Genomic DNA, 25,243 nt, shown 5'->3' on the forward strand with positions numbered 1-25,243 from the left:
GCCGCGCGCCGCCGCCCCCGCTCCCTCGGCCGCCCCCACGCGACTCGGCCCGCGCGGCGCCGACACCGCCGCCGCCCGGGGCGCCGCGCCGAACGGGGTGGGACGGCGCGCGCCCAAGCAGGCCGAGCGCGTCGTACACGTACAGATCGGCCGGCTCGAAGTGAGCGCGGCGCCGCCGCCCGGCGGGGACCGCTCCCCCGCCGCCGACCGCGCCGATCGCACCGGCCGGCGCGCGCCCGCGCTGACCCTGGACGACTATCTGTCGCGCGGCGAGAAGAGGAACTGAGGCCATGAGCAACGCGCTTGCCATCGCGACGGTGACCCAGGCCCTGGCGCTGCTGATCGAGAGCAATCTGGGGCCCGAGATGGATATCGCGGTCAAGGTGGAGACCCGTAAACCGCCGGCCGAGCCACCGACCGAGCCGACCGTCCATGTCTTTCTGTACCAGGTCACGCCGAACGCCTCGATGCGCCATACCGATCTGCCGACGCGCGCGTCGGACGGCACGCTGGTCAAGCGGCCCGCCGCGGCGCTGGATCTGCACTATCTGATCAGCGCGTACGGAGAGGAGGCGGAGCTGGTCGGTCAGCGGCTGATCGGGTGCGTGATCCGGACCCTGCACGAATTCCCTGTCCTGCCACGTGAGTTGATCGAACTGGCCGCCGAACGTCCGTATCTGGCGGGCAGCGATCTGGCGGCGTCGGCGCAGAAGGTGCGCTTCACACCGACGGTGATGGACATCGATGAGACGTCCAAGCTGTGGGGGATGCTCCATCAGACGCCGTACACACTGTCGGTGGCGTACCAGGCTTCGCTGATCCTGATCGAGGGCCGCGAGAAGCCGGTACCGGCGAAGCCAGTGGAGCGGCGGACGGTGCGGGTGCTGCCGTTCGGGGCGCCGGGCGCGCCGGTGCCACCGACAGCGGAGGCACCGTCAGTGGCGCCGTCAGTGGCACCGTCAGGTGTTGGCGAGGCCGCCACGGAGCCAGGGACGAAACCGAGTCCGAAGGCCGACGCGCCCGCGAGGAAGCGGGCGGCGGGCAAGAGCGCCGGCGCCTCCAAGCCCGCGGCCAAGCGGGCCGCGTCCGCCTCTCGTACGCGTACCCACACCCGTGGAAAGCCCGCCACGGGCGAGGACGGCACCGGCGAAGACGGCGCGGAGAGCTGAGGGGCCGTGGGGGAAACGGGGGCGGGTGAGGACATGGGTACGTACGAGGGGACGGCCCGGGGTGCGGCGGACGGCGCCGACGCCAGCGCCGACGCCGGTACGGACGGCCGCGCGCTGGCCGCGGCCATACGGTCCGTCCTCGCGCGTGTCGACCGCCACGCGCGGCGCGCCGAGGACCGTACGCGGTCGACGGAGGACGACGCGCCCGAAGACACCGGCGGCAGCAGTGGCGTCGGCAGCGGTCCCGGCGCCCTGGACGCGCTCGTCAGGTGCTTCGGGCTCAGCGCGTTCGAGCGCGAGGTGATCCTGCTCGCCGCCGCCGCGGAGCTCGACCCGACCACCGGCGCCCGGTGCGCCGCCGCGAGCGGCGATCCCGACCGGGCGCACCCGACCTTCTCGCTCGCCCTCGCCGCTCTGGTGGAACCGCACTGGAGCGCGCTGACGCCCGTCGCCCCGCTGCGCCGCTGGCGGCTGATCGAGCTGGACGACGAGACACGGCTGACCACCTCCCGGCTGCGCCTCGACGAACGCATCCTGCACTTCCTCGCCGGCTCGCCGTATCTGGACGCGCGGCTGCACGGACTGCTGCGCCGTACGAGCGCGCCGGACTCCCTCCCCGCCTCGTACGAACGGGCGGCGGACCGGGTCGCGGCCGGGCTGGGCGGCGCCGGGCCGTACGCCCCGCTCCGTGTCGAGCTGGTCGGCGGGGATCTGCGCTCCCGCGCCGATATCGCCGCCGCGGCGGCCCGCCGTTCGGGGCTCGGTCTGTACGCGCTGGCCGCCGACGATCTGCCCACCGATCCGGCCGAACGCGACCGGCTGGCCCGGCTCTGGCAGCGTGAGGCCATCCTGCTGCCCGCCGCGCTGCTGGTGGAGATCGGCGAGCCGGACCGTGAACAGGCCGCCGCCACGGACGCGTTCGTCGAGAGCGCGGGCGTACCGCTCGTCGTCTCCAGTCCCGACCCGCGGGTGACCGCCCGGCCGCGCGGCGAGCGGGTGACCGTACCGGCGCTCGACGCCGAGGAGCAGTTGGGGGTGTGGGCGAACGCCTTCGAGGACGTACCGGCGGTGTCGGAGCACGATCTGAGGTCGCTGGTCGAGCAGTTCTCGCTGCCGCCCCATCTGATCCGGTCCGCCGGCGCCTCGGTCGTAAGGGAGCTGTCCGGTGCGGACGCCCCCGACGCGGCCGGGCTCGCCTGGCGTGCCGGGCTCACCGAGGCCCGTATGGGCATGGACGAGCTGGGCCGGCGGATCGAACCCGACGCGTCCTGGACCGATCTGGTGCTGGCGGAACGGCAGTTGAGGATTCTGCGCGAGATCGTCGCGCACGTACGGCAGCGGGCCACCGTCTACCAGGAGTGGGGCTTCGAGTCGACGTTGCGCCGGGGACTGGGGGTCACCGCGCTCTTCGCGGGCGGCTCCGGCACCGGAAAGACCCTCGCGGCCGAGGTGATGGCGCGGGAACTGGGCCTGGATCTGTTCATCATCGATCTGTCCCAGGTGGTCAGCAAGTACATCGGTGAGACCGAGAAGAATCTGCGCAAGGTCTTCGACGCGGCCGAACGCGGGGGCGCGCTGCTGCTGTTCGACGAGGCGGACGCGCTCTTCGGCAAGCGCAGCGAGGTCAAGGACAGCCATGACCGGTACGCCAACCTGGAGGTCAGCTATCTGCTGATGCGGATGGAGGCGTACCGGGGGCTGGCGATCCTCACCACCAATATGAAGCAGGCGCTGGACACGGCGTTCATGCGCCGGATCCGGTTCGTCGTCGACTTCCCGTTCCCCGGCGAGGCGGAGCGCGCGGAGATCTGGCGGCGGGTGCTGCCCGCGCGGGCGCCGATGAAGGGGATTGATCCGGCGCGGCTGGCCCGGCTGACCGTGGCGGGCGGCTCCATCCGCAATATCGCGCTGTCCGGCGCCTTCCTCGCGGCAGAGGAAGGCAACCGCCTCCAGATGCGCCACATGCTGGAGGCCGCGCGCACCGAATACCTGAAGCTGGACCGCTCCTTGACGCCCTCGGAGGTGCACGGATGGGTCTGAACGAGACACCACGCCCGCCCTCGGTACGGGTGGACATCGGCGAATTGGTCCTGGACGGCTTCGACCGCGTCGACCCCGACCGGGTCTCGGCCGCGTTCCAGACGGAGTTGGCCCGTCTCGTACGGGACCGGGGCGTACCCCTGGCCACGGACGGCGGCCGGACGCTGGACGCACTGTCCGGCCTGCCGCCCCTGCCCGCGACCACCTCACCACGCCGGCTGGGCGAGGCGCTGGCGCGCGCGGTGCACGCGGGGCTTTCGGGGCGGGGTGAGTCGCGATGAGTACGACACACTCCGAGGAGCGGCAGAACGAGTCGGCGAACGACAAGCGGCGCAAGCGCAAGGCCCGGGCCGCATCCCGTACCCCGGAACCGAAGAACATCGTCAGCGGCGCCGGCCAGCCGCTTGATCTGAGCGTACGGCGCGAGCTGGAGGAACAGCTCGGCCATGACTTCAGCCGCGTACGCCTGCACACCGACCGCGACGCGGGCGCGCTCACGGAACTGCTGGGCGCGGACGCGGTCGCGGTCGGCCAGGACATCTTCTTCCGCGAGGGCGCCTACCGCCCCGGCACGGTCGACGGACAGCACCTGCTGGCGCACGAGTTGCTGCACACGGTCCAGAACCCGGACGGCCTGGGCGCCCTGCGCGCGGGCCGCGACCTGGGCGCGGTGAGCCTGCCGGAGCAGGCGATGGAGCGCGAGGCGGAGTCGGCGGCGAGGGAGTCCGTACGGGACGGAGGACCGGCGGCGCGCGAGGTCGAGAAGGGCCGGGCCACACCGGGCTGGCTGCGCTACGCGACGGTCGACGCCGATCTGCGGCGCCAGGAGCAGTTGGACCCCGCGACGCTGGTGGACCGGCTGACGAACAGTCTGCTGCGTTCGCTGCGCGGCGACCCGGAGGACCGCTCCAGGCGTGTACGCACGCAACTCGGCCGTTTCTCACCGGAGTTGCAGGACGCCGTGCTGGACCGGCTGGAGCCGCGGTTGCTCTCTTCCGAGCGGGAGCGGCTGATCGATCTGGTCGAGGAGGCCGAGGAAAGCGGCTCACTCGAACTGGACGCCCTGAGTGCCCCCGCGGCCGTACCGGACCCCGTCGAGCTGCTGGAGCGGGAACCCGAACGCTCAGGCGAGGCCGGGCGTCGACCGAGCCAGGAGCAGAGCGGGACGGCCGACCCGGGCCAACAGGAGCAGCAGCGGCCGGCGTCGAACGGCGATGACCGTACGGCCGGGCCCGGGGCACAACAGCCGGCCGGAGCGTCCGGCGGCACCTCGCGGGGGACGCGGGTGTCGGAGCAGGGCGGTGGCGGCAGGGGCAGCGCCGGCGGCGACAGGACCAGCGCGGACAAGAAGACCGATACCGGGTCTCGACAGCAAGGCGGGAAGGACTCCGGAGAGGGCCCGGACGCCCCTGAGGTCAGCGGCGCGCCCACGGCGAGCGAGGAGGAGTCCGCCGCCAGGAACCGGCCAGGCGCCGTGGAGCCCTTGGTCGCAGGGGAGCGGCCGCGCGGGGCGGACAGGCGTCGCGAGAACGAGCAGGAGTCGGCGGGGGTGGCACCGGGCGCTCTGCTGAAGACCGCGGACCTGGGCAGCCGCAGCACGCTCGAAGGGATCCGGTCCCAGGACGGGGAGTTGGAGGACGAGCCGCCGGGTCCGGAGTCCGGTACGGACAGCGTGCCGGAAGAGCTCGATCCGGAGAAGGCGTTCGACGAGGACAGCGCGTGGCACACCGAGCTCGCACCCGAGGACTTCCTCCCCGCGTCCGACCTCGACGTGTCCGGTGTGCCCACCGCGGACAGGATCACCCCGGGCCAGGGCACCAGCCCTTCGGTGCCGAGCTTTCCCGAGCCGCCCGGTACCAAGGCCGAAGAGGTTCAGGCGCGACGGGACGAGGAAGACGCGGCGGAGTCCGACGCGGAGGACGACGAGCTCGCCCGGCCGATGGGCGCCGACGGTGACGCGCATGATTCCCCGACTGCCCGCGCCGAGGCGGAGGGCCGGCGACTCGACGCCCTCCAGGCCGAGATGCCGGTGGAGCAGGAGGTGGGCCCGCCGCCCTCGTCCGAGGGCTCGGCGGGTGACCGTACCGGGCCTGCCGAACCGATGGGCGAGGTCAGGGACCGGGAGGAGTCCACGGCACAACGGGAAACGGAGCGATCCGAACCGGACCAGGGCAACCAGGACCAAGAGCAGGATCGGGTTCAGGACCAGTCGTCCGAGAGTAGCGGCGCCCAGACGTCAGCGGGCGGGACGGCGGAGTCCGGCACGGCCTCCAGTACGGCCTCCAGTACGGGATTCAGTACGGCGTCCGGCTCATCCACCGCGTCCGCTCCTGGCGCGACCGGGTCCGGGACAGGCCTGGCGTCGTCCAGTGGTACGGCTGTCACGTCCCCGGCGCCGACGGCGGACGCCTCCGACGGCACGTCCGGGGGGTCCCGCCGGAGCGGCGACGCCGGCTCGGGCGAGCGGGACTCCGGGACGGGCACCTCGACCGAGGTCTCCCCGGCCCGGGACACCCATGTCTCGGGCGCGGGAGGCTCCGTCGAAACCACCGGTGGCGACGCGCCGGAGTCCGGGACGGGGGCGCGGCAGTCAGACGCTCCCGCCGCCGCTCCGACTACCGACGAGCCCGCCGCCGCTCCGGCACCGGAGCCGACTCAGGCGGCGGCGCCTGCCTCCTCGCGGCCTTCGGGCTCCGCGTCTTCACGGACCGTCAAGGGCGGCGGTGGCACGCGTAGCGCCTCGGGCGGCGGCGGTGGCGGAGGCGGCAGGGGCTCACGCGGTGCCGCATCGGCCGGACCCAAGCGCGAACCGGCCGCGCCGAACCTGTCGCAGGTGTCACCGGAGGCCGGTCTCAGCACCGCGGCGAACCTCAAGCCGCACCGCGCCCTTGAGGCGCTGGGCGGTGTGAACAGCGCGGTCGACAGAACCGTCGGTGAGGAGCATCAGGCGCTGCGGGCCGCACCGCCGACGACGGAACGGCCGTCAGGTGCCCCGCGGACATTGAGTGGCGCGCCGAACGCCTCCGCGCCCGGCGAGTACTCCGGTGATCCGGCAGCCCAGATCGACGCCCCTGAGCAGGAGGAGGCGGAGGTCTCGGGAGACCGGACCCCGGAGGGCGAGATCCCGGGGATGGAGATCGAGGAGCCGAGCAAGGTCGAACTGGGCCTGGCGGCCGGGGGGCAGGCTGTCGCCGGGATCGTGAACGGGGTCAGCAACCTCGTCGGTGGCGGGGACATCATCGACACCGACGCCCTCGTGGGCTGGATCCTCGATCTGCCGACCGAGGACGAGATGCTCGCGCAGGCATCGGTGGGCATGGCCCCCGGCGTCGGGCTCGAAGGGGAGACCAGTGGCCGCGTCGACGAACAGAGCGGTGAGCTCGACACCAAGGGGCAGGAACTTCTCTCGTCGGGGCGGGACGACGCCGGCCGCCCGCTGGGCGAGGACCAGATCTATCCCGATGTACCGCGGGAGACGCTGACCGCTCAGGTGCCGGGTGCCCAGGGCCAGGGCGGCGGCGCGGGCCAGGGCGGTGGCGCGGCGTCTGGGGGGCGGATCCCGCCGGAGGCGGTCTCGGAGGTCGCTGAGCACGAACGCCGGCCGCAACTCCAGAGCGCGTTCAGCGACGGACAGCGAACGATGTCCGACAAGCGGCAGGCCAAGGACGATCAGTTCAGGCAGTCCCAGGAGCGGCACCGGCAGGACGTCCGGAGCGAGATCGAGACCAATACGAGGACCCAGGCCACCGAGCGCGAGCGGACCAGGACCGAGGTCGAGGCGTCCCGGACGCGGTGGAGGACGCGGCAGGACGAGGAACTCGACTCCCTCGGGACGAAGAAGAGCGACAAGATCGACAGGATCCGCGAGGAGGCCGGGGACAAGGAGAGGGAGACCGACGAAGCGGTCGAGACCCGCCGCACAACGGACGAGGAGGAGATCGGCAAGAAGAGGACCACGGCCGAACAGGACGCCAGGAGCGAACGCGACACCGCGAAGAGCGACTCCGGCAACTGGATCTCCCGGGCGTTCGACTACATCCGCGACAAGCTCAATGAGCTCAAGGACGCCATCATCGGCGTCTTCCGGGCGGCCCGTGCGGCGATCACCAGCCTGATCACGGACTTCGAGGGCACGGTCCTGGACTGGATCGAAACCGCCCGTGAAGAGATCATCGGTCTCTTCGAGGAGTTCACCGAGGCTCTGATCCAGTTGGGCAGGGACCTGCTCGACGGGCTCCTGGAGATCGCCAACGAGATTCGCGATCTCATCATCGAGATCCGCGACGCGGCGATCGAGCTGGTCAATCGGATCGCCGACGAGCTACGCCAGTTGGTCGACGATCTCCTCGACCAGCTCGGCGAGATGCTCAGCGGCCTCCTCGATGTGCTGCGCGAAGGGCTCCGGATGGCGGTCGACGCCGTCATGAGCGGGCTCGGGGCCATCATGGACTTCGCGCTGGGCCTGCTCAACGCCCTGGGCGAGTGGGCGATGATCGCCGCCGACATCATCACCGACCCGGGCGCCTGGCTCAGCGGCGCGGCGGCCTCGGCGGAGGACGGTGCCAGGAACCACCTCTTCTCCGAGATCATCTCGGCCGTCAAGAACTGGTTCAACGAGAAGATCCAAGAGGTACTCGGCATTCCCCGGGAGATCTTCGACGCCCTGCTCAACGGTGGTGTGAGCAAGGAGCAGATGGTCGAGGAGGCCTGGGCCGAGGCCCAGCCCCAACTGCCCTTCATCATTGGCGAGATCGTCATCACCAAGGTCATCGCCAAGCTTATCCCCGGCGCGGGCTGGGTGCTGGCGATCATCGACGCACTGAAGGCCGCGTGGGGCGCGCTGAGCGAGATCCTCCAGGCGTTCGGCGCGTTCATGGACTACCTGAAGGCGGTCAAGGGCGGCAATGCCGGCCTGCTGTTCGCCAAGGCCGTGGCCTCGGGCGTGGTGGCGCTGCTGGAGCTGGCGTACGAGGCGCTGCTCAGCGGGGTCGCCAGGTATGTGAAGAAGGTCGGCGACCGGCTGAGAGGCGTGGCGGAAGGCCTGAGAAGCAACCGGCCGGGGCGGCCGAACGACCAGAACACCCAGAACGGCCCGGCCAGGCCGGGAACCCCGGCCCGGCCCCAGGACCCCACGCGCCCGAACAACCCGAACAGGCCACAGGCGACGGAGCAGCCGAGGCCTGATGATCAGCGGCGCAGGAACCAGGAGGTGAGGAACGCCCAGCAGCAGGCGCGCCGCACCACCGACGAACAGCGGCGCCCACCGCGCCCCTCCCGAGGCGCCACAACCCGCCCGACAGGCCGCCCCACGACACGCCGCCCCCAGAGCTCCCCCGCCACGCGCCCACGACCGGACCGCGCGGACGACCGCACGAGCGACCGCGAGACCGAGCGCGACCGCCCCAACAACCAGGACACCCCCCGGGACCGCCCCCGCCCAAGGCCGACACAGCGCCGCCGCCCCACGTCTGCGACGACCCGGGCCATGAACCGCGCCAGGCAGACGGTAAGGGCGGCCCTCAACCGCACCCGCAGGGCCAAGCAGTCCCTGGGCCACCGCGACACGGACACCAGGCGCCGCCGCGACCTGGACAACAACGCCCGCCGCATGCGCGACGCCTACGCCCGCCGCCGCGACCTGCTGCGCCGGCAACAGCGGACCCGCCAGGAACAACGCCGCCAACACCGCGACCAGCGCAACAGGAGGGAGAACTCCAAGGAGTCCAAAGACACGCGCCTGCAAAGAATTGTCGCTCGTCTCCGCCCTCGTATCAATGGCCTGTTAATCAAGGGCGTACAACGCCGAGTAATGCGAGCGACCCTTTTGGCCCTGCGCACTTGGTATCGACTTACGAGTCTCTCACAGAGAGGAACCTCCCAGTTTGCCATCACAGCCTTCTTGAATCCCAACCAGGAGATCACAACCGGCTTGGAGGCGAAGCTAACCGAACTACTTGGTGCGGAACTCAAGAAGCGCCTCGAAAAGTCGCTTGAAATTTCCGACCGTCGAGGCTGGCATCTATACCAGGACGAGCAGCCAGAAGAAGCATTTATCAAAGACATGGAGGACCTGAAAAGCCAACTAGAAGAGCGACTCGGAATCGAACCGGAAGGATGGATTCAATTTCTCAACGATTCCACACGAGAGAAACAACTCTCGGAGGTGATCAGGCAAATCCAAGACATCGAGCTGCCCGGCTTTGACGAGCAAAATCGACTCGTAGGCGGAAGTACCAGAAACGAACCGCATCGTTACACGTACGAGAACCGGGCAGAAGAACTACGGAATTCGAACGCACCAGACGAAGATGACATTCAGGAAGCGGCCGAAGTCCGCAACCCTGCCGCAGGAACCCGCGCGCACATGATCCAGAGGCGCCAGTCCTATGAAGCTCGAATGAGAGAGCAGGGCAAGAACCCGCAACCATTCACAAAATGGCTCAATGGATACATCGCAAAAATGGGAAACGATGCACGAGGGACTCAATACGAAGTAGATTTCGCGAGGACTCATGGACTCCAGCGGAGTGGTCAAGGTCCCCACTGGCGCAGCCCCGAAGACCAACTCGAAGCTCGAAGGATGATGGTCGAGGTTACGGGGGAAGACCGCGAACCAGATGCCGTAAATTTCCGAAGGCGCGTCATGTACGAACTCAAGGCCGGAAACAGGCAACAATCCAAGAAGCAGATAGAAAAGGATAAGAGTTTAGTATCCCAAGGGTGGCGCATTATATACGTATTCGGGAGAAAGCCATCAGTGTCACACAAAAAGGAACTTGAGGATGCTGGATTTATAGTCCTGGTGTGGCACGGCGAAGGGACGCCACGCCTACCGAGTTCCAACTGACAGCAAAAAAGCATCAGACGCAATTTCAGGGGTAAGTCAATGCCAGAAAAAGATCTCACTCAGAAATACATGTCCCAGGATCAGGAAAGGATGAATCAGGCAGCTCGATCATTCTTGAACGAATGGCTGTCGAGCATGAACGATGCCTTGGATTCATGGCGCCAAGAATTCCTTCCCAACGACTTCCCATTCAACTTCACCCTGGATTCATTGGATGAGCTGGAATCACTGCTCTTGCAACGCTACACAGTCGACGACTCCGTTGATAGTGACTCAATGACCGAAGGCGCCGTTCGATACATTGGCGAAACGCTACGACGAAACGTGGCCAGTCGATGGGGGTACCAGGACCTTGGGGACGAGTCCGACGATCCAAGCAATCGCACCCCGCTCATCCGTTCAAACACTTCCCTGGAATTCATTCAAGATGTAGCACCTGTACGAAGAATCAAGTTTTTGATCCGGAAGCGACGACCTGGAACGCTCAGAAAGTCAATCATCCTCTTGCTCAATGCAATCGACGAAGAGGAGAAAAGCGGGCGATAGCCACATCCTCCTCTTCGGAAATCCAGTCCTGACCATGTTAAAAAGGAGATTTCGCATGACCCGTTACGCGGATATACCGAAGCCCATCCGGTCCGGGATCGTCATCGTCGATCCCGAGCGCGGCACGCCCCAGCGCATCATCGTGTTGCAGTTCAACCCCGACACCCTCGAACGCTCCGTCGCGCCCCAGGCCGCCGGCGGTAGTGGTGACTCCGGCGGCGGGGGGAGTGGAACCGGGGATCGGAATGAGGCCCTGCGGCTGAAGGGGCCCGCGCAGGAAACGTGGAAGTTCACCGCCGAGATCGACGCCACCGATCAGTTCGAGGTCGCCGCGCCCGACGGGATTCATCCGCAGCTCGCCGTGTTGGAGATGCTGGTGCAGCCCACCACCGAGAAGCTGCGGGCCGCGTCGCAGTTGGCGAAGAACGGGACCATCGAGATCAGTCCCATCGAGATGCCGCTCACCCTCTTCACCTGGGGCAGCAAGCGCGTCATGCCCGTGCGGGTCACCGAGTTGTCGATCAATGAGTCCGCGTTCGACGTCCATCTCAATCCCATCCGGGCCAGCCTCAGCATCGGGTTGAAGGTGCTGACCGTCAGTGATCTGCCCGCCGGGCATCGGGGGGCCGAGCTGTATCTCGCGCATCTCGCGCAGAAGGAACGGCTCGCCGCCGCCGCTGTCGGCGGGCAGCTCGGGGGGCTCGGGCTGGGCGGGACCCTCGGGGGCGGAGCCGGTGCCGGATTCGGGACAGGAAGGTAGTCCGTAGTGATGGAGCCGTACGAGAGTCCGCTCGACGCGATCCCGGGATCGCATCCGTATCCCCGCGACAGCCGGTACCACGACGCCGAGATCGGGGTGCATGTCCAGCCCGACGGGACCGAAGTGCGTTACACCAAGCGGCGGTTGCTGCCGCCGCTGCCGAGCGACGAGGGCGCCGTCGCGCCGCATGCCGTCAGCGGTGGCGAGCGGCCCGACCACCTCGGGCAGCGCTACTTCGGCGATCCCGGGCAGTGGTGGCAGATCGCGGACGCCAATCCCGTGCTCGATCCACGTGAGCTGACCGCCGAGCCGGGCCGGGTGATCGGGATTCCGCTGCCCGGTGGGGCCGTGGGGACCGGCCATGGCTGACGAGCCGATCGGGACCGGGCCCGTACATTTCACACTGCGCATGGGCCCCAAGCTCACCCGCCCCGTGCCCCAGGCGGTCGCCGAGGCCCTGCTGTCCGCGCAGATCACCAGTACCGCGGGCGAACGCAGCGGCTTTCAGATGGCGTTCGACCTGACCAAGAAGGGCGCCATCGTCGACCGGCTCCTGCCCGAGGGGTTCTTCGATCCCCGCACCCGCGTCATCGTCTCGACCGTCATCAAGGGCACACCGACCGTCCTCCTCGACGGCCTGATCGTCCGTCAGGAAGTCGGGGCGAGCAATCAGCCGGGGCACAGCACACTCACCGTCACCGGCGAGGACCTGACCATCCTCATGGACCTGGAGGAGCGGACCGACCGCTTTCCCAACCTCTCCCCCGCCGAGCGCGTCAGCCGCATTCTCGCCAAATACGTGGACTACGGCATCCGGCCCGAGGTCGTACCCGAGCAGATCGCCCAGCCGCCCCGCGAACAGTTGCGCGTCGACTACCAGACCGCCACGGACCTCGGCTACGTCAATGAGCTCGCCCGCGCCAACGGCTACACCTTCTATCTCGAACCGGGACCCACCCCCGGCCATTCCCTCGCCTATTGGGGCCCGCAGCGTCGGCTGGGGCAGCGTCAGCACGCGCTCAACGTCAACATGGACGTCAACTCCACCGTCGACCAGCTCACCTTCGCGTACGACGGAGCCGCGCGCGAGGAGCCGCAGGCCCGCTGGCAGAATCCGCGCTCCCGCGAGACGACGCTGCTCCCGCAGCCCGACATCGGCCCGCTCAGGCCACCGTTGGGCCGCCGTGCGAGCCCCGCGCTCAAGCGGAAGCGGCTGTCGGGCACCGCGAAGAAGGGGTTCGAGCAGGCGCGGGCGGAAGCCCTCGCCCGCGCCGCGACCTCCGCCGACGCGATCTCCGGTTCGGGTCAGCTCGATGTCAACCGCCATGGCTATGTGCTGCGTCCGCGCGAGTTGGTGGGGGTACGGGGCGCCGGCAGGACGTACGACGGTGACTACTACGTCACCTCCGTCACCCACAACCTCACGCCCGGCTCGTACCAGCAGAACTTCACGCTCTCACGTGAGGGGCTCATCGCCCGCAGCGGCACCGTCCGTCCCTGAGTTCCATCCAGTTGGTGAAGCCCCGAATTCCCTGAAGTCCCAAGCCAGACACAGCAGGAGCAGCCCGCATGGCGCCAGCATCGAACAATCGCTTCCTCGGCAAGTTCCGGGGCCGGGTGGCGGACAACAACGATCCGCTGCGGATCGGCCGGATCACCGCGTACGTCCCCGACGTGCTCGATGAGGAGGCATCGACCTGGGCCATGCCCTGCTTCCCGTTCACGGGCGAGCGGTCCGGCCAGTATGTGGTCCCGTCCGAGGGGGCGGGCGTGTGGATCGAGTTCGAGCAGGGCGATCCGAGCTTCCCGATCTGGACCGGCTGCTGGTTCGGCGACAAGAGCGAACTGCCGGCGGACGCGCTGGCGGGCGCGGAGCGGGACGCGCGGCCCGTCGTCATCGAGACCCAGGGCCATCACAAGATCGTGCTCTCCGACGACCCCGAGAACGGGATTCTCCTCCAGGCGCCGGGGGCGGACGGAAACGGGCCCTTCATCCGGATCAACAGGGACGGGGTCCATATCGACAACGGGCAGGGGGCATCCGTCCTTGTCTCCGGCGACCAGGTCGACATCAATCGGGGCCGGCTGACGGTACCCAAGAAGCGTTAGCGCCCAGGAGGGCCGAGAAGCGCCGAGAAGCGCCCAAGAAACGTCAGCGAAGAGACGGGGAGAGAAGTCTTGTCCGGGAAAGTCATCCATGCGGGCACCCTGATCGGCTGCCCCCACGGCGGCCGGGCCGACGCCGCGCCCGCTCAGTCGCCGGGTGTGCGGCTCGACGGGCTCGCCGCCGCGACCGGCGCGCTCGTCCACACCGTCACCGGCTGTCGGCACACCGTCGACAACATCCCCGTGCCGTGCACGAGCGTCCGCTGGACGCCGGCGGCCGGCGGTGTGCTGATCGACGGCTCGCCGCTACTGCTGGAGAGCACAGCGGCCCTCTGCTACACGGCGGGCCTCGTGCCGCAGGGGCCGCCGGTCATCACGACGGCGTCCAGCCAGGGGGTGGCCTGCGGATGAGGACGAGGCAGGTACGCAGTGACATCGCCTTCCCCTTCCGTACCGACCGGCGGGGGCGCACCGCGCACGCGGACCACGACGACCATGTGCGGGATCTGATCGAGCAGTTGCTCTTCACCAGCCCGGGCGAGCGCGTCATGCGCCCCGACTTCGGCTGCGGGCTGCTCGATCTGGTCTTCACACCGAACAGCCCCGAACTGGCCTCCGCGCTGGAGCTGTCCGTACAGGCGTCGCTCCAGCGCTGGCTGGGCGAACTGATCGAGGTGGAGGCGCTGGACGTGGTGAGCGAGGAGAACGTGGTGCGGGTGTATCTGCGCTATGTGGTGCGCTCCACCGCGAGCCGGCGCGACGAGGTGTTCGAGGGGAGCGGCCCGGTATGAGTGTGCGGAGCGATCAGTTGGTCTGCCGTACGGACGGCAGGCGCGCGAAGGTACGGGCCGCGCGGCTCGGTGGCGTGGACGCGGTCGAGGTCGGTGACGACGGGCTCACCCTCACGGTCACCTTCCTGGGCAAGGCGCCCCACGGGCTCTGCCCGGAGAACATCCGGATCGACGGCGGCCGGCGGATCACCGGTATCGAGGCCGTCGAGGTGTCCGTCGAGCGCGAGGAGGACCCGGAGCTGGACGACCGGCTGTTCGTCACGCTCGACCGCACCGGCGACACATCCCGCTACCGGCTCTCGGTCGTCGCGACAGATCCGTACGGGCGGCCCGGCACCGAGCCCTTCCACGGGTTCGACCAGCGCTACTTCTGGGCCGACTTCGACTTCCGGGCGGACTGTCCCACCCCCTTCGACCGCGAGAAGGACGAGCGGGGCGGGGTCGAGCGGCCCTGCGGCCCGCCCCCGCACACACCGGGAGCCGCACCCGCACTCGCACCCGCACCCGCACCCGTCATCGATTACACCGCGCGTGACTACGACACGATCCGCCGGCTGATCCTGGACCGGCTGGCGCTGACCACCCCCGACTGGGTCGAGCGCAATGCCGCCGACCTCGGGACGACGCTGGTCGAACTCCTCGCTCACAACGCCGATCTGATTGGCTATCAGCAGGACGCGGTAGCGACCGAGGCATATCTCGACACGGCACGGCGGCGGGTGTCCGTACGCCGCCATGTGCGGCTCATCGACTATCCGATGCACGACGGGGTCAACGCCCGCGCGTTCGTCACCGTCCAGACCGCGCGCCGGCTGACGCTGCCGCCCGGTACGTTCCGCTTCGCCGCCGTCGATGTCCGTACTCCGGCGCCGCGCGACGTGCCCGAGATCGGTACGGTCATCGACGACCGGGATCTGTCCGTGCTGGACGAACGCGGTTCGGTGGAGGTCTTCGAACCGGTCGTCGCCGAGGAGCCGTTGGTCCTGTCCCCCGAGCACACCACCATCCGCTTCTGGACCTGGGGCGACGAGGTGTGCGCGCTGCCCCGGGGGGCCACCGCCGCCACGCTGCGGGACGCGTGGGCGGACAAGGAGTGCACGGCCCGGACGCTGGAGTTGTCGCCGGGCGATCTGCTGCTGATCGAGGAGGTACGGGGGCCGCGGTCCGGTACGCCGGGGGACGCCGATCCGGCGCACCGGCAGGCCGTACGCCTCACCTCCGTCACCCCGCTCGTGGACCGGCTCTCGGACCAGCCCGTCCTGGAGGTCACCTGGGCACGGGAGGACGCGCTCACCTTCCCCGTCTGTCTGTCGACGCGCGGCGGCCCCGGCTGCGAGCCGGTCGAGGACGTGAGCGTGGCGCGCGGGAATGTCGTACTCGTCGACCACGGCCGGTCAGGGAGCCTCCACGGGGGCGCGGACCAGACCGTCAGCGTCCCGCCGGCACCCGCCGTTCTCGGTTCCTGCGAGCCGTCGGGCTTCGGCTGCTGGGACGGGGACGCGGGCAACGCGACGGCCGAGCTGATCAACACCCGTATCGAACAGACACGTTGTGGTCGGTCGCTGACGGCCGAGCAGGTCCGTGAACTGTTCGCCGTCGTCGGTGAGGACGCGACGGTACGCGCCGGACTCACGCTGGAGCTGGCGGGCCGACGGCGGGAGAAGGTCGTCCCCGGCACGGCCTACGCCCAGGCGGAGGCGCTGGCGACCCTGCTGGCGCAGGTCGTCTATCCCGGCATCCGGCCGCGCTTGCGGCCGGTGCTCGACCGCTCCCCCGTCGTCCAGTCCGTGCCGTTCCCGGAGCCCCGCCATGTCTCGGCCGGACAGGCGACCCGGCTGGCGGCCATCGGGGGCCGGGTGCGGGAGCGGCTGGTGGAGCTGTGGCGCAGCGCCCGCGACCACGACGGACTGACGGACCATGAGATCGTCGAGCTGACCGTGCTGTTCGGGCTGCGCGTCCTGGAACGTCTTGAGCTGCGGCGCCATCCGGTGCGCGCGCTGCGTGAGTTGCTGCACCGCGGCGAGCGGCTGCTCGCCCCGAAGCTGCGCCGGCTTGAGGTACTGAGCGCACGGGCACGGGCGGGCACGGTGCTCGACGCCTCCATCGCCTGGGAGATCGCGCACAGTTGGGGCCCGGCGTACGCGGTCGGGCTGCACCCCGGCGAGGCGGTGCTGCGCGGGCCCGCCTCGGCGCTCGTACAGGACCCACGCGCCGCGCTGCCCGCGGTGACGGTCACGGACGGCGACAGGTCCTGGGCTCCCCGGCGGGATCTGCTCTCCAGCGGCCCGCGCGACCCGCACTTCGTCGGCGAGCTGGAGGACGACGGACGGATCGCCCTGCGCTTCGGCGACGGGCGGCACGGTGCGCGCCCCCGGCCGGGTGCCCGGCTGGAGCTGCGCTATCGGCTCGGCGGCGGCAAGGCGGGCAATGTCGGCGCGGAGGCGATCAACCATCTGGTGCTGTGCCGCGATCCGGAGGCGTCCGACGCCGGGGACCCGATGCCGGTGGCGGGGGTACGCAATCCGCTGCCGGCCGTCGGTGGCACGGAGCCCGAACCCATCGACCAGGTGCGCCAGTTGGCCCCGCTGGACCTCAAGCGCTCCCGGCTGCGCGCCGTCACCGCCGAGGACTACGCGGCGCTGGCCGCCGGGCTCCCGGGCGTGCGGCGCGCGGCGGCGGAGATCCGCTGGACGGGCAGTGTCCAGGAGGCGCATATCGCCATCGACGCGCTGGGGAACGGCGATCCCTCGCCCGAGCTGCTCGACTCGGTGTCGTACGCCCTGGAGAGCTACCGCCGGATCGGCCACGACCTGGTGGTCGGTCCCGCCAGGAACGTACCGCTGGACATCGCTCTCACGGTGTGTGCCGAGCCGGGCCGCCAGCACGGGCAGATCCTGGCCGAGCTGTACCGGCTGCTGGGCCCCGGACGGCTGTCCGGCGGCCGGCTCGGGTTCTTCCATCCTGACGCGCTGACCTTCGGCGAACCGGTGCGGCTCAGCCGGCTGGTGGCCGCGGCGGCGGCCGTACAGGGCGTGGAGAGCGCCCGGGTGACCCGGCTGATCCGGCTCTTCGACGAGGACCCCGACAACGACATCGCACTGGAGGAAGGCGTGCTGCGGCTCGGCCCGCTGGAGATCGCGCGTTGCGACAACGATCCGGACCGGCCCGAGAACGGCCGGCTGTCCATCGAACTGGCCGGAGGCGCACGATGAGCGAGACCCGCACCTGCGGCTGCGGCTGCGGTGGGCACGACGAGCGCCACGCTCCCCGGCCGCCGTACAACCCGCCGGGCCGGACGGCCCTCGACCACCGGGTCGGTGAGTACGGCTCGTTTCTCGCGGCCATGCTCGACCGGCTCGCCTCCCCCGCCTATCCCGCGCTGCGCGGACTGACCGTCCGTACCCCGGACGACCCGGCGATCGGACTGCTCGACTCCTGGGCGGTCGTCGGTGACCTGCTCACGTTCCACTCCGAGCGGATCGCCGAGGAGGGGTATCTCCGTACGGCCCGCGAGTACCGTTCGCTGGCCCTGCTGGGGCGGCTGGTCGGGCACCGGCCACGGCCCGGTATCGCCTCCGACACCCATCTCGCGTACACCCTGGACCGCGATCCGCGCGCCGAGGACCTGCCGGTGCTGATCCCGCGCGGCGCGCGCAGCAACAGCGTGCCCGCCTCGGCCGAGGAGGAGTCGCGGACCTTCGAGACCGATGAGGACCTGACGGCCCGCTGGGCCTGGAACGAGCTGGCGGTACGGCGGCGGCGGCCCGCCCTGCTCACCCCCGACGATCTGCGCGAGCGCTCCGAGATCCGGATCTCCGGGACGGCCGCCTCGTTCCAGACCGGCGACAGACTGCTGTTCGTCTTCGGCGCGGACGGGGAATCGGCCGGGGAGCGGCAGCTGTCGCGGGTCGCGCGGGTCAGGATCGACCGGGACGACGAGGTGACGGCGATCGGTCTGCCGCAGTCCGCGCCGCCGTCACTGGCCGAGCTGGTGGCCCGGTTGCGTGAGTGGATCACCAAGGACGGGCGGGAGGCCGAGGAGGGCGATCCCACCCCCGACAACCCCAATCCGCGCCCTGTCAGCCTGATTATCGATGATTTCGACGTTCAGGTGCTGGCGCCGCTGCGCGCCGATCTGGACGGCATCACATCCCCGGCGGCATTCGCCGGGCGGCTCGCGGATCCGCATGAGCGGCTCGCCGAGGCGGGGGCCCTCGCGGCCGCGTACGAGGAGGTCGCGGCCTGGTTCGAGCGGCTGGAGGCCGTGGTCGGCGAACTGATCGAGCGCGCCTCCGAGTTGGAGCCCGCACAACCAGTGCCGCCCGTGCCGCCCGTGCCGCCCGCTCCCCTCGCGAACGCGTCCGCGAACACCGGGGCGGCGGACTCCCGCGCGGAGACCACCGGGGCGGCAGACTCCCCGGCCCTGCGGGCGCTCGGCGCCGTACTGCCGGCCCTGCGCACCCGGGTCGTCAGGCCCCCGTCGGGAGCCCGCGCGCTCCCGCACGACCCGGCACGCCTCTTCGCGCCGGGCTCCGACCTCGGCGCGCGGCTGCTGGCCGCGCTCGATCCACGGATCGCGGACGGGATGTACACGGCGTGGCGCAACGCGGCCCCGGCCGTGCCCGCGCTGCTGCGCGAGGTCCAGGCGATGCGGGTGACCTCGGCGCCCTTCGGGGCGACGGCGCCGCTCAAGCCCGTTCAGGACGAGCGTGGGCGGGTCATCCGGCAGACCGACTGGCCGCTGGGCGGCTCGTCCCTCACCACCATGCGGATCGTGTACGACACGGCGGGCCGGGTGCCGGTTCGCGCCGAGTTCCAGCACACGGAGACCGGCTCATCGGTACAGCGGTCGGAGAATCTGCCCGCGGAGATCACCTTCGATCTGGCGCCCGGCCGGGTCTCGCTGGTGACCCGTACCGCCCAGGACCGCGATCTGAGCTGGCTCTCCCGGCGTCCGGCCGACTCCCAGGAGCCGGGCGTGACCGCCCAGTTGCTGCCCGGCCTCCCCGAGCGGACGCTCTTCGTCTCGCGCCCCGGCGAGGACGGCCGGGTTCATGTGGCCGTGCACAATGGCGAGGCCCTGGAGTGGTGGCTCGCTCCCGGCGAGCACAAGCAGGTCACCCATGGAGAGCTGGAGCTGACCGTGCGGTACACCGTCGGCGGCGAGCCGGCGAATGTCGAGATCGGACTCGCGACCGTCCCCGAGCAGACCAACCGCCATACGCTACCGCTCGATTCCGTGCAGGAGGGCATCACGGTCGGCAGCTGGGTCGTGGTCGAGCGCCCCCGCAAGGGCGCCGAGGGGCCCGACGGAATCCCGGGCGACAGGAAGCTCGCGTCCGTCACCACTCGGGTGACCGCCCTGCGCACCGCCGCGTACACCAACTACGGGATCACCGGCCGGGGCACCGAACTGACGCTCGCCGACCCCTGGCTGGACGAGCACGACGTCCTGCTCTCCACGATCCGGGACACCACCGTGCACGCGGGCGGTGAGGCGCTGCGCCTCGCCGACGAGCCGCTGGGCGAGGACGTCCACGGCAATGAGCTCGAACTGGCCCAGCTGTACGACGGGTTGCGGCCCGGACGGTATCTGATCGTGTCGGGCGAGCGCACCGACATCCCCTACACGGCCGGGGTGCGCGGCACCGAACTGGCCGTCATCGCCGAGGTGGAGCAGGCGCTCGACCCCCAACTGCCCGGTGACCATGTCCATACGAAACTCACCCTCACCGCGGACCTGGCCCACCGCTACCGCCGTGACACCGTGCGCGTCCAGGGCAATGTGGTCCCCGCGTCGCACGGCGAGAGCCGTGACGAGCCGATCGGCAGCGGCGACGCAGGCCGGATCAACCAGACGTTCGCCCTCTGGCAGTCGCCGCTGACCTGGCTGCCCGCGGACAATCCACTGGGGGCCACGCCCACCCTGGAGGTACGGGTCGACGGTCTGCTCTGGCACGCGGTGGACAGCCTGGCCGGACGCGGTCCGCGTGAGCGGGTGTATGTCATCGGCACGGCCGCGGACGGGCGGACGACCGTGACCTTCGGCGACGGGGTGTTCGGCGCACGGCTGCCGTCCGGGCACGAGAATGTCCGGGCCCGCTACCGCTTCGGCACCGGCAGCGCCGCCAACGTACCGGCGGACCGGATCACCCAGGCCGTCACCCGGCCGCTCGGCGTCACGGCCGTCACCAATCCGGGGCCCGCCACGGGCGGTGCGGACGCCGACGGTCCCGGTCTGACCCGGCGCACGACCCCGCTCGCGGTCTCCGCTCTTGACCGGCTCGTCTCCCTCAGGGACTACGAGGACTTCGCCCGCTCGCGTGCGGGCATCGGCCGGGCGGCGGTCCGCGAGATCTTCGACGGGCGGCGGCGGGTGCTGCATATGACGGTCGCCGGGGTCGATGACATCGCGATCGCCGAGGACTCCGAGGTGCTGCGCGCCCTGCGGTCCTCGCTCGCCCGTTACGGCGACTCGCGGCTGCCCGTGCGCGTGGACGTACGTGAGTTGGTGCTGCTGCTGCTCGCGGCGCGGGTGAAGGTGGCCCGTGATCACACCTGGAGTGTGGTCGAACCCCGGTTGCGGCAGGCGCTGCTGCGTGAATTCGGCAGCGGACGGAGGGAGTTGGGCGAGCCCGCCCGGCTCTCGGACGTGCTGGCGACGGCCCACCGGGTGCCGGGTGTGGACTATGTGGATGTCGATGTGTTCACCGGGGTGTCCGCGTCCGTCACCCCCGAGGAGTTGATCGGGCTCGTGGGCGACCTGGACCGGCCGCGCCCGGCGGTCCCGGCGCGGCTCGCCACATACGACGAGGACGTGCATGTGGTCGGCGAGCGGGACGGCGAGACGCTCACCCGGATCGCCGGGCAGTACGGCATCCCGCTGGCCGAACTGCTGCGGCTGAACCCGGACATCACCGATACCCGGCGGCAGGCGAGGGGACGGGCCGTGTGTGTCTTCCGGGGCATCAGGCCGGCCCAGCTCGCTCTGTTGTCACCGCATGTCGCGGACACACTGATTCTGACGGAGGTCACCGCATGAGCAGGGAACCGGACGGGCTCGCGGAGCTGCTCCCGCAGTGGCACCGGCTGCGCGACGCCGAGGGCGGGGAGCCGCTGCGCGCGCTGCTCGCGGTGATCGCCGAGCAGGTCGACCGGGTCCGCGACGGGGTCGAACAGAGCTATGAGGACTGGTTCGTGGAGACCGCGGCGCCCTGGGTGCTGCCGTATCTCGGCGATCTGGTCGGCTACACGCCGCTGCCCGGCTATGAGCGGGTGCTCGCGAGGGGCCTGGCGGACGGCGGCGACGCCGAGGAGGCGCGCGACCGGCTCGCCGAGGCCCTGGCGCCGCGCGCCGATGTCGCCGCGACCGTCGCCAACCGGCGGCGCAAGGGCACCCTGGCGCTGCTGGAGGAGCTGGCCGGGGATGTGGCGGGATGGCCCGCGCGGGCGGTGGAGTTCTCCCGTCTCCTGGCACATCAGCAGCCCGTCAAGCTGTACGGATCGGGGACGGCGGCCGTGAACGCGCGCCGGCTGGAGCGCGGCCGGCTCGTGGACGTACGGGAGGGCGCGGCGCTGGATCTGGCGGGCGGGCCGTTCGGTACGGTCGCGCGGTCGGTGAACGTACGGCGGGCCGATTCGGCGCGCACGCGGGGCGGCCAGTCCCCGGCCGGGGTGGGCCTGTTCGTGTGGCGGCTGAAGCCGTACCACCTGACCAAGGCGCCCGCGTACTGCGTCGACCGGGCCCGTAACCTCTACACGTTCTCGATCCTGGGCAATGACACCCCGCTGGTGACGAAGCCGGTGCCCGAGCCGTCCGCCACCCATGTGGCTACCATCGACAACGTCCCCGCGTATGTCCGCCGTCGGCAGCTCGCCGACCGGCTCGCGGACTACTACGGTCCCGGCAGGAGCTTCACGATCTGGCGCGACGGCCAGGACGAGCCGGTGGCACCGGCGGATCTCGTGGTGGCGGATCTGACGGACTGGCGCTACCGGCCCAAGCGCGGGCAGGTCGCGGTCGACCCCGAGCTGGGCCGGATCGCCTTCGGCTCGCGCTCCGCGCCGCGCCAGGGTGTCTGGGTCACGTACCACTGCGCGTTCTCGGACGACACGGGCGGCGGTGAGTATCCGCGCGACCGGGAGACGCCGGTGTCCTCGGCTGTCTACCGGGTCGGCCCCGGCCGGCCGTACCAGCGGATCATGGACGCGTACGCGCAGTGGCGCGCGGACCGGCGGGCCGGGCGCTGCGGACCCGACGGGCTGATCGAGATCACGCACAGCGGTGCCTATCAGGAGCAGCTGGACTTCGATCTGGACCCCGGTGACCGGCTGGAGGTGCGGGCCGCCGAGGGCACCCGGCCGGTGATCCGACTGCTCGACTGGTACAGCAACCGGCCCGACGCGCTCAATATCCGGGCGCGGGACGAGGAAGCACGGCGGGACGCGGAGGCGCGGCGGGACGCGGGCGGCCGGAAGGGCGCGGGCGAGGCTCCCCGCATCGTGCTCGACGGTCTGCTGATCACCGGGCGCGGGCTCCATGTCGCCGGTCCCATGGGCTCGGTCGTGCTGCGGCACTGCACGCTCGTGCCCGGCTGGTCGCTGGAGCCCCACTGCGAGCCGCACTCCCCGGAGGAACCGAGTCTGGTGCTGGACAGGACCACCGCGTGCGTGGAGATCGAGCGGTGTGTCCTCGGCACCATCGAGGTGATCGGTGACGAGGTGGGGCACGACCCGCTGCCCCTCCATATCCGCGACAGCGTCCTGGACGCCACCGGTCATGACCGGGCGGCCCTGTCCGCCCCGGACTGCCGGCATGCCCACGCCGTGCTGCACGCGCACCGCACCACCGTCATCGGTGAGGTCCATGCCCACGCGGTGGAGATCGCCGAGAACTCCCTGTTCACCGGGGCGCTGCGGGTGGCCAGGCGGGGCGTCGGGTGCGTGCGGTTCTCGTACGTACCGCCCGGCTCGCGCACCCCGCGCCGCCACCGCTGCCAGCCGGACCTGGTGGGGGGCGAGGAGGCCGCCCGGGTGCGGCCGTTGTTCACATCCGAGCGGTACGGCACGCCCGCGTACGGGCAGTTGGCGGACGGGTGCGCCGAGGAGATCAAGCGGGGCGCCGAGGACGGCTCAGAGATGGGTGCCTTCCACGATCTCCACCAGCCGCAGCGCCTGGACAGTCTGCGGGCGCGGCTGGCCGAGTACACCCCGGCCGGTACCGACGCCGGGATCGTGACCGTGACCTGAGCCCTCCTTCGCCCCGCGCCCCGTCCCATGACCGATGCCGTGACCCCGTATCCCGTGAACCCGTATCCCGCGCGACCGAATGCCGATCTTCCGAGGGGGACCCCTTCCCATGCACGCAGATATCTCCCGCATCACCTTCCGGCCCGACCGGCACTACTCGGCGGTGATCGCCCAGCAGGGCCGCGTCCAGCTCGACGCGGACGCGAATGAGCAGGCCGCGATCCAGCTGTATCAGGCCCGTACTCTCGCCGCCGATCTGATCGGGCCGCACGGGGGCCCGCGCGGTGCCACCGGATTCGCGCTGGACTTCGTGGGCGGCGGCCGGGAGCTGGACGATCTGACCATCGCGGGCGGCCGTTACTACGTCGACGGCATCCTGGTGGACGCGACACGGCCGGCGCCCGGGGTGCCCGTCGAGGAGGACGCGGCCCCGGCCGAGGACGATGACAAGGACACTCCAGCGGCGCCGGAAGCGCCGGCCACCTGGACGTACTGGGACCAGCCCGACGCGTACCGCGACCCGGAGCGGCCCGCCGACCGGCTGCCCACCCAATACCCCTATCTGGTCTATCTGAAGGTGTGGGAGCGTTCGGTCACGGCGGCCGAGGACCCGCTGCTGCGGGAGGTCGCGCTGGGCTCGGCGATGCCCGACACGGCGGCCAGGCTCAAGGTCGTCTGGCAGCTGCTGCCGCTGTCCGGCGAGCGGCTGGAGCTGGATCCGGCGGACGGAACACCGCAGGAGCAGGCCCGCGCGGCGTTCCGCACGTGGGTGGCGGCGCAGGCGCCGACGGCGCGGATGGCGGCGCGCGCCCGGCGGCCCGAGCACGCGGACGAGGACCCGTGCCTGGTGAAACCGGACGCGCGGTACCGGGGGCCGGAGAACCAGATGTACCGGGTGGAGATCCATCAGGGCGGGGCGGCGAAGGACGCGACGTTCAAGTGGTCCAGGGAGAACGGCTCGGTGACCTTCCCGGTCGACGGACTCGACGGTACGTGGGTGGAGCTGGCCTCGCTCGGCGGTGACGACAAGCTGGATCTGAACGTCGGCGACCAGGTCGAGTTCGCCGACACCGCGTATCTGAGCAGGGGCGAGCCGCTGCCGCTGCTCAGGGTGGAGGAGGTCGACCTGCCGGGACGGCGGGTACGGCTCTCCGGCGAGCCGGACCCGTCGGTGGGACGCCGGCCCGAGCTGCATCCGTTCCTGCGCCGCTGGGACCACCGGCCGGACGCGCACCACACGAGTGGGGCGGGGCGGTCGGGACGGCAGAAGCGGGGCGCGACGAAGCCGCGCGACGGCGCGCTGCGGATCGAGGAGGGTGGCTGGATTCCGCTGGAGGACGGCGTTCTCGTCTACTTCGAGCCGGGGAAAACCTATCGCTCCGGTGACTTCTGGACCGTTCCCGCGCGTACGGCGACCGGAGATGTGGAATGGCCCAAGGACACGGCCCGTCGGCCGCTGCTCCGCGCACCCGGTGGGGTCCAGTACCACTACGCTCCGCTCGCGTGGGTGTTCGGCGAAGGGTCCGCCGCCGATCTGCGGCTGGCGTTCGCCCCGCTGGCCACTCCTGTCCCGCCGGCCAACGAGGCGCAGCTGGCGGCGGAGACGGCGGCCGAGGAAGAGGCCGTCGCCGCCGAACTCGCCGCGACGGACGACGCCGCGGAACGGGCGCCGGAACAGAACAGCGAGGGACAGAAAGAGAACTGACGGCTCGTCGGAAAGTGAAGGAGCATCGCG

15 protein-coding genes and 1 pseudogene are annotated in these 25,243 nt (G+C 70.7%); all 16 read left to right on the forward strand.

Annotation, left to right across the window (positions count from 1 at the left end):
* A pseudogene (locus M1203_RS00005) lies at positions 1-286 on the forward strand (hypothetical protein); the annotation flags it as partial.
* 4 nt (positions 287-290) lie between these two features.
* Positions 291-1,169 (forward strand): DUF4255 domain-containing protein, encoded by an 879-nt coding sequence (locus M1203_RS00010; protein WP_249947329.1) that lies wholly within the window; start codon positions 291-293, stop codon positions 1,167-1,169.
* A gap of 33 nt (positions 1,170-1,202) precedes the next feature.
* Positions 1,203-3,209, forward strand: coding sequence for an ATP-binding protein (locus M1203_RS00015; protein WP_249947330.1), 2,007 nt, complete (start codon positions 1,203-1,205; stop codon positions 3,207-3,209).
* Positions 3,200-3,490 (forward strand): hypothetical protein, encoded by a 291-nt coding sequence (locus M1203_RS00020; RefSeq protein ID WP_249947331.1) that lies wholly within the window; start codon positions 3,200-3,202, stop codon positions 3,488-3,490. The genes M1203_RS00015 and M1203_RS00020 overlap by 10 nt, the downstream gene beginning before the upstream one ends.
* The gene (locus M1203_RS00025; protein WP_249947332.1) at positions 3,487-10,056 is read left to right on the forward strand and encodes a DUF4157 domain-containing protein; all 6,570 of its coding nucleotides are present in this window, start codon (positions 3,487-3,489) and stop codon (positions 10,054-10,056) included. The genes M1203_RS00020 and M1203_RS00025 overlap by 4 nt, the downstream gene beginning before the upstream one ends.
* 39 nt (positions 10,057-10,095) lie before the next feature.
* Positions 10,096-10,602: a hypothetical protein gene (locus M1203_RS00030; protein WP_249947333.1), complete on the forward strand. Its 507-nt coding sequence runs from the start codon at positions 10,096-10,098 to the stop codon at positions 10,600-10,602.
* 55 nt (positions 10,603-10,657) lie between these two features.
* Entirely contained in the window at positions 10,658-11,362 is a 705-nt protein-coding gene (locus M1203_RS00035) for a hypothetical protein (RefSeq protein WP_249947334.1), read from the forward strand.
* 9 nt (positions 11,363-11,371) lie between these two features.
* Positions 11,372-11,731, forward strand: coding sequence for a hypothetical protein (locus tag M1203_RS00040; RefSeq protein WP_249947335.1), 360 nt, complete (start codon positions 11,372-11,374; stop codon positions 11,729-11,731).
* Positions 11,724-12,863 carry a hypothetical protein gene (locus M1203_RS00045; protein ID WP_249947336.1) on the forward strand — a complete coding sequence of 380 codons (1,140 nt, stop codon included), beginning with the start codon at positions 11,724-11,726 and terminating at the stop codon, positions 12,861-12,863. The genes M1203_RS00040 and M1203_RS00045 overlap by 8 nt, the downstream gene beginning before the upstream one ends.
* Positions 12,864-12,931: 68 nt before the next feature.
* Positions 12,932-13,471, forward strand: coding sequence for a phage baseplate assembly protein V (locus tag M1203_RS00050; RefSeq protein WP_249947337.1), 540 nt, complete (start codon positions 12,932-12,934; stop codon positions 13,469-13,471).
* A 69-nt stretch (positions 13,472-13,540) separates the two neighbouring features.
* Positions 13,541-13,879 carry a hypothetical protein gene (locus tag M1203_RS00055; RefSeq protein WP_249947338.1) on the forward strand — a complete coding sequence of 113 codons (339 nt, stop codon included), beginning with the start codon at positions 13,541-13,543 and terminating at the stop codon, positions 13,877-13,879.
* Positions 13,876-14,259 (forward strand): GPW/gp25 family protein, encoded by a 384-nt coding sequence (locus M1203_RS00060; protein WP_249947339.1) that lies wholly within the window; start codon positions 13,876-13,878, stop codon positions 14,257-14,259. The genes M1203_RS00055 and M1203_RS00060 overlap by 4 nt, the downstream gene beginning before the upstream one ends.
* Positions 14,256-17,471, forward strand: a complete 3,216-nt coding sequence (locus tag M1203_RS00065) for a putative baseplate assembly protein (RefSeq protein WP_249947340.1) — start codon at positions 14,256-14,258, stop codon at positions 17,469-17,471. Before M1203_RS00060 ends, M1203_RS00065 begins: the two co-directional genes overlap by 4 nt.
* Positions 17,468-21,301, forward strand: a complete 3,834-nt coding sequence (locus M1203_RS00070) for a putative baseplate assembly protein (protein ID WP_249947341.1) — start codon at positions 17,468-17,470, stop codon at positions 21,299-21,301. Before M1203_RS00065 ends, M1203_RS00070 begins: the two co-directional genes overlap by 4 nt.
* Entirely contained in the window at positions 21,298-23,508 is a 2,211-nt protein-coding gene (locus tag M1203_RS00075; protein WP_249947342.1) for a hypothetical protein, read from the forward strand. The genes M1203_RS00070 and M1203_RS00075 overlap by 4 nt, the downstream gene beginning before the upstream one ends.
* Before the next feature lie 109 nt (positions 23,509-23,617).
* Positions 23,618-25,213, forward strand: a complete 1,596-nt coding sequence (locus M1203_RS00080) for a DUF6519 domain-containing protein (RefSeq protein WP_249947343.1) — start codon at positions 23,618-23,620, stop codon at positions 25,211-25,213.
* Positions 25,214-25,243: the final 30 nt, after the last annotated feature.

This window comes from Streptomyces sp. 35G-GA-8 (assembly GCF_023534745.1).
GTDB lineage: Bacteria > Actinomycetota > Actinomycetes > Streptomycetales > Streptomycetaceae > Streptomyces.

Bases quoted from the DNA above. Each gene is read 5' to 3' on its own strand.
- M1203_RS00010 (WP_249947329.1), top strand. From the start codon at position 291: ATGAGCAACGCGCTTGCCATCGCGACGGTGACCCAGGCCCTGGCGCTG.
- M1203_RS00015 (WP_249947330.1), top strand. From the start codon at position 1,203: ATGGGTACGTACGAGGGGACGGCCCGGGGTGCGGCGGACGGCGCCGAC.
- M1203_RS00020 (WP_249947331.1), top strand. From the start codon at position 3,200: ATGGGTCTGAACGAGACACCACGCCCGCCCTCGGTACGGGTGGACATC.
- M1203_RS00025 (WP_249947332.1), top strand. From the start codon at position 3,487: ATGAGTACGACACACTCCGAGGAGCGGCAGAACGAGTCGGCGAACGAC.
- M1203_RS00030 (WP_249947333.1), top strand. From the start codon at position 10,096: ATGCCAGAAAAAGATCTCACTCAGAAATACATGTCCCAGGATCAGGAA.
- M1203_RS00035 (WP_249947334.1), top strand. From the start codon at position 10,658: ATGACCCGTTACGCGGATATACCGAAGCCCATCCGGTCCGGGATCGTC.
- M1203_RS00040 (WP_249947335.1), top strand. From the start codon at position 11,372: ATGGAGCCGTACGAGAGTCCGCTCGACGCGATCCCGGGATCGCATCCG.
- M1203_RS00045 (WP_249947336.1), top strand. From the start codon at position 11,724: ATGGCTGACGAGCCGATCGGGACCGGGCCCGTACATTTCACACTGCGC.
- M1203_RS00050 (WP_249947337.1), top strand. From the start codon at position 12,932: ATGGCGCCAGCATCGAACAATCGCTTCCTCGGCAAGTTCCGGGGCCGG.
- M1203_RS00060 (WP_249947339.1), top strand. From the start codon at position 13,876: ATGAGGACGAGGCAGGTACGCAGTGACATCGCCTTCCCCTTCCGTACC.
- M1203_RS00065 (WP_249947340.1), top strand. From the start codon at position 14,256: ATGAGTGTGCGGAGCGATCAGTTGGTCTGCCGTACGGACGGCAGGCGC.
- M1203_RS00070 (WP_249947341.1), top strand. From the start codon at position 17,468: ATGAGCGAGACCCGCACCTGCGGCTGCGGCTGCGGTGGGCACGACGAG.
- M1203_RS00075 (WP_249947342.1), top strand. From the start codon at position 21,298: ATGAGCAGGGAACCGGACGGGCTCGCGGAGCTGCTCCCGCAGTGGCAC.
- M1203_RS00080 (WP_249947343.1), top strand. From the start codon at position 23,618: ATGCACGCAGATATCTCCCGCATCACCTTCCGGCCCGACCGGCACTAC.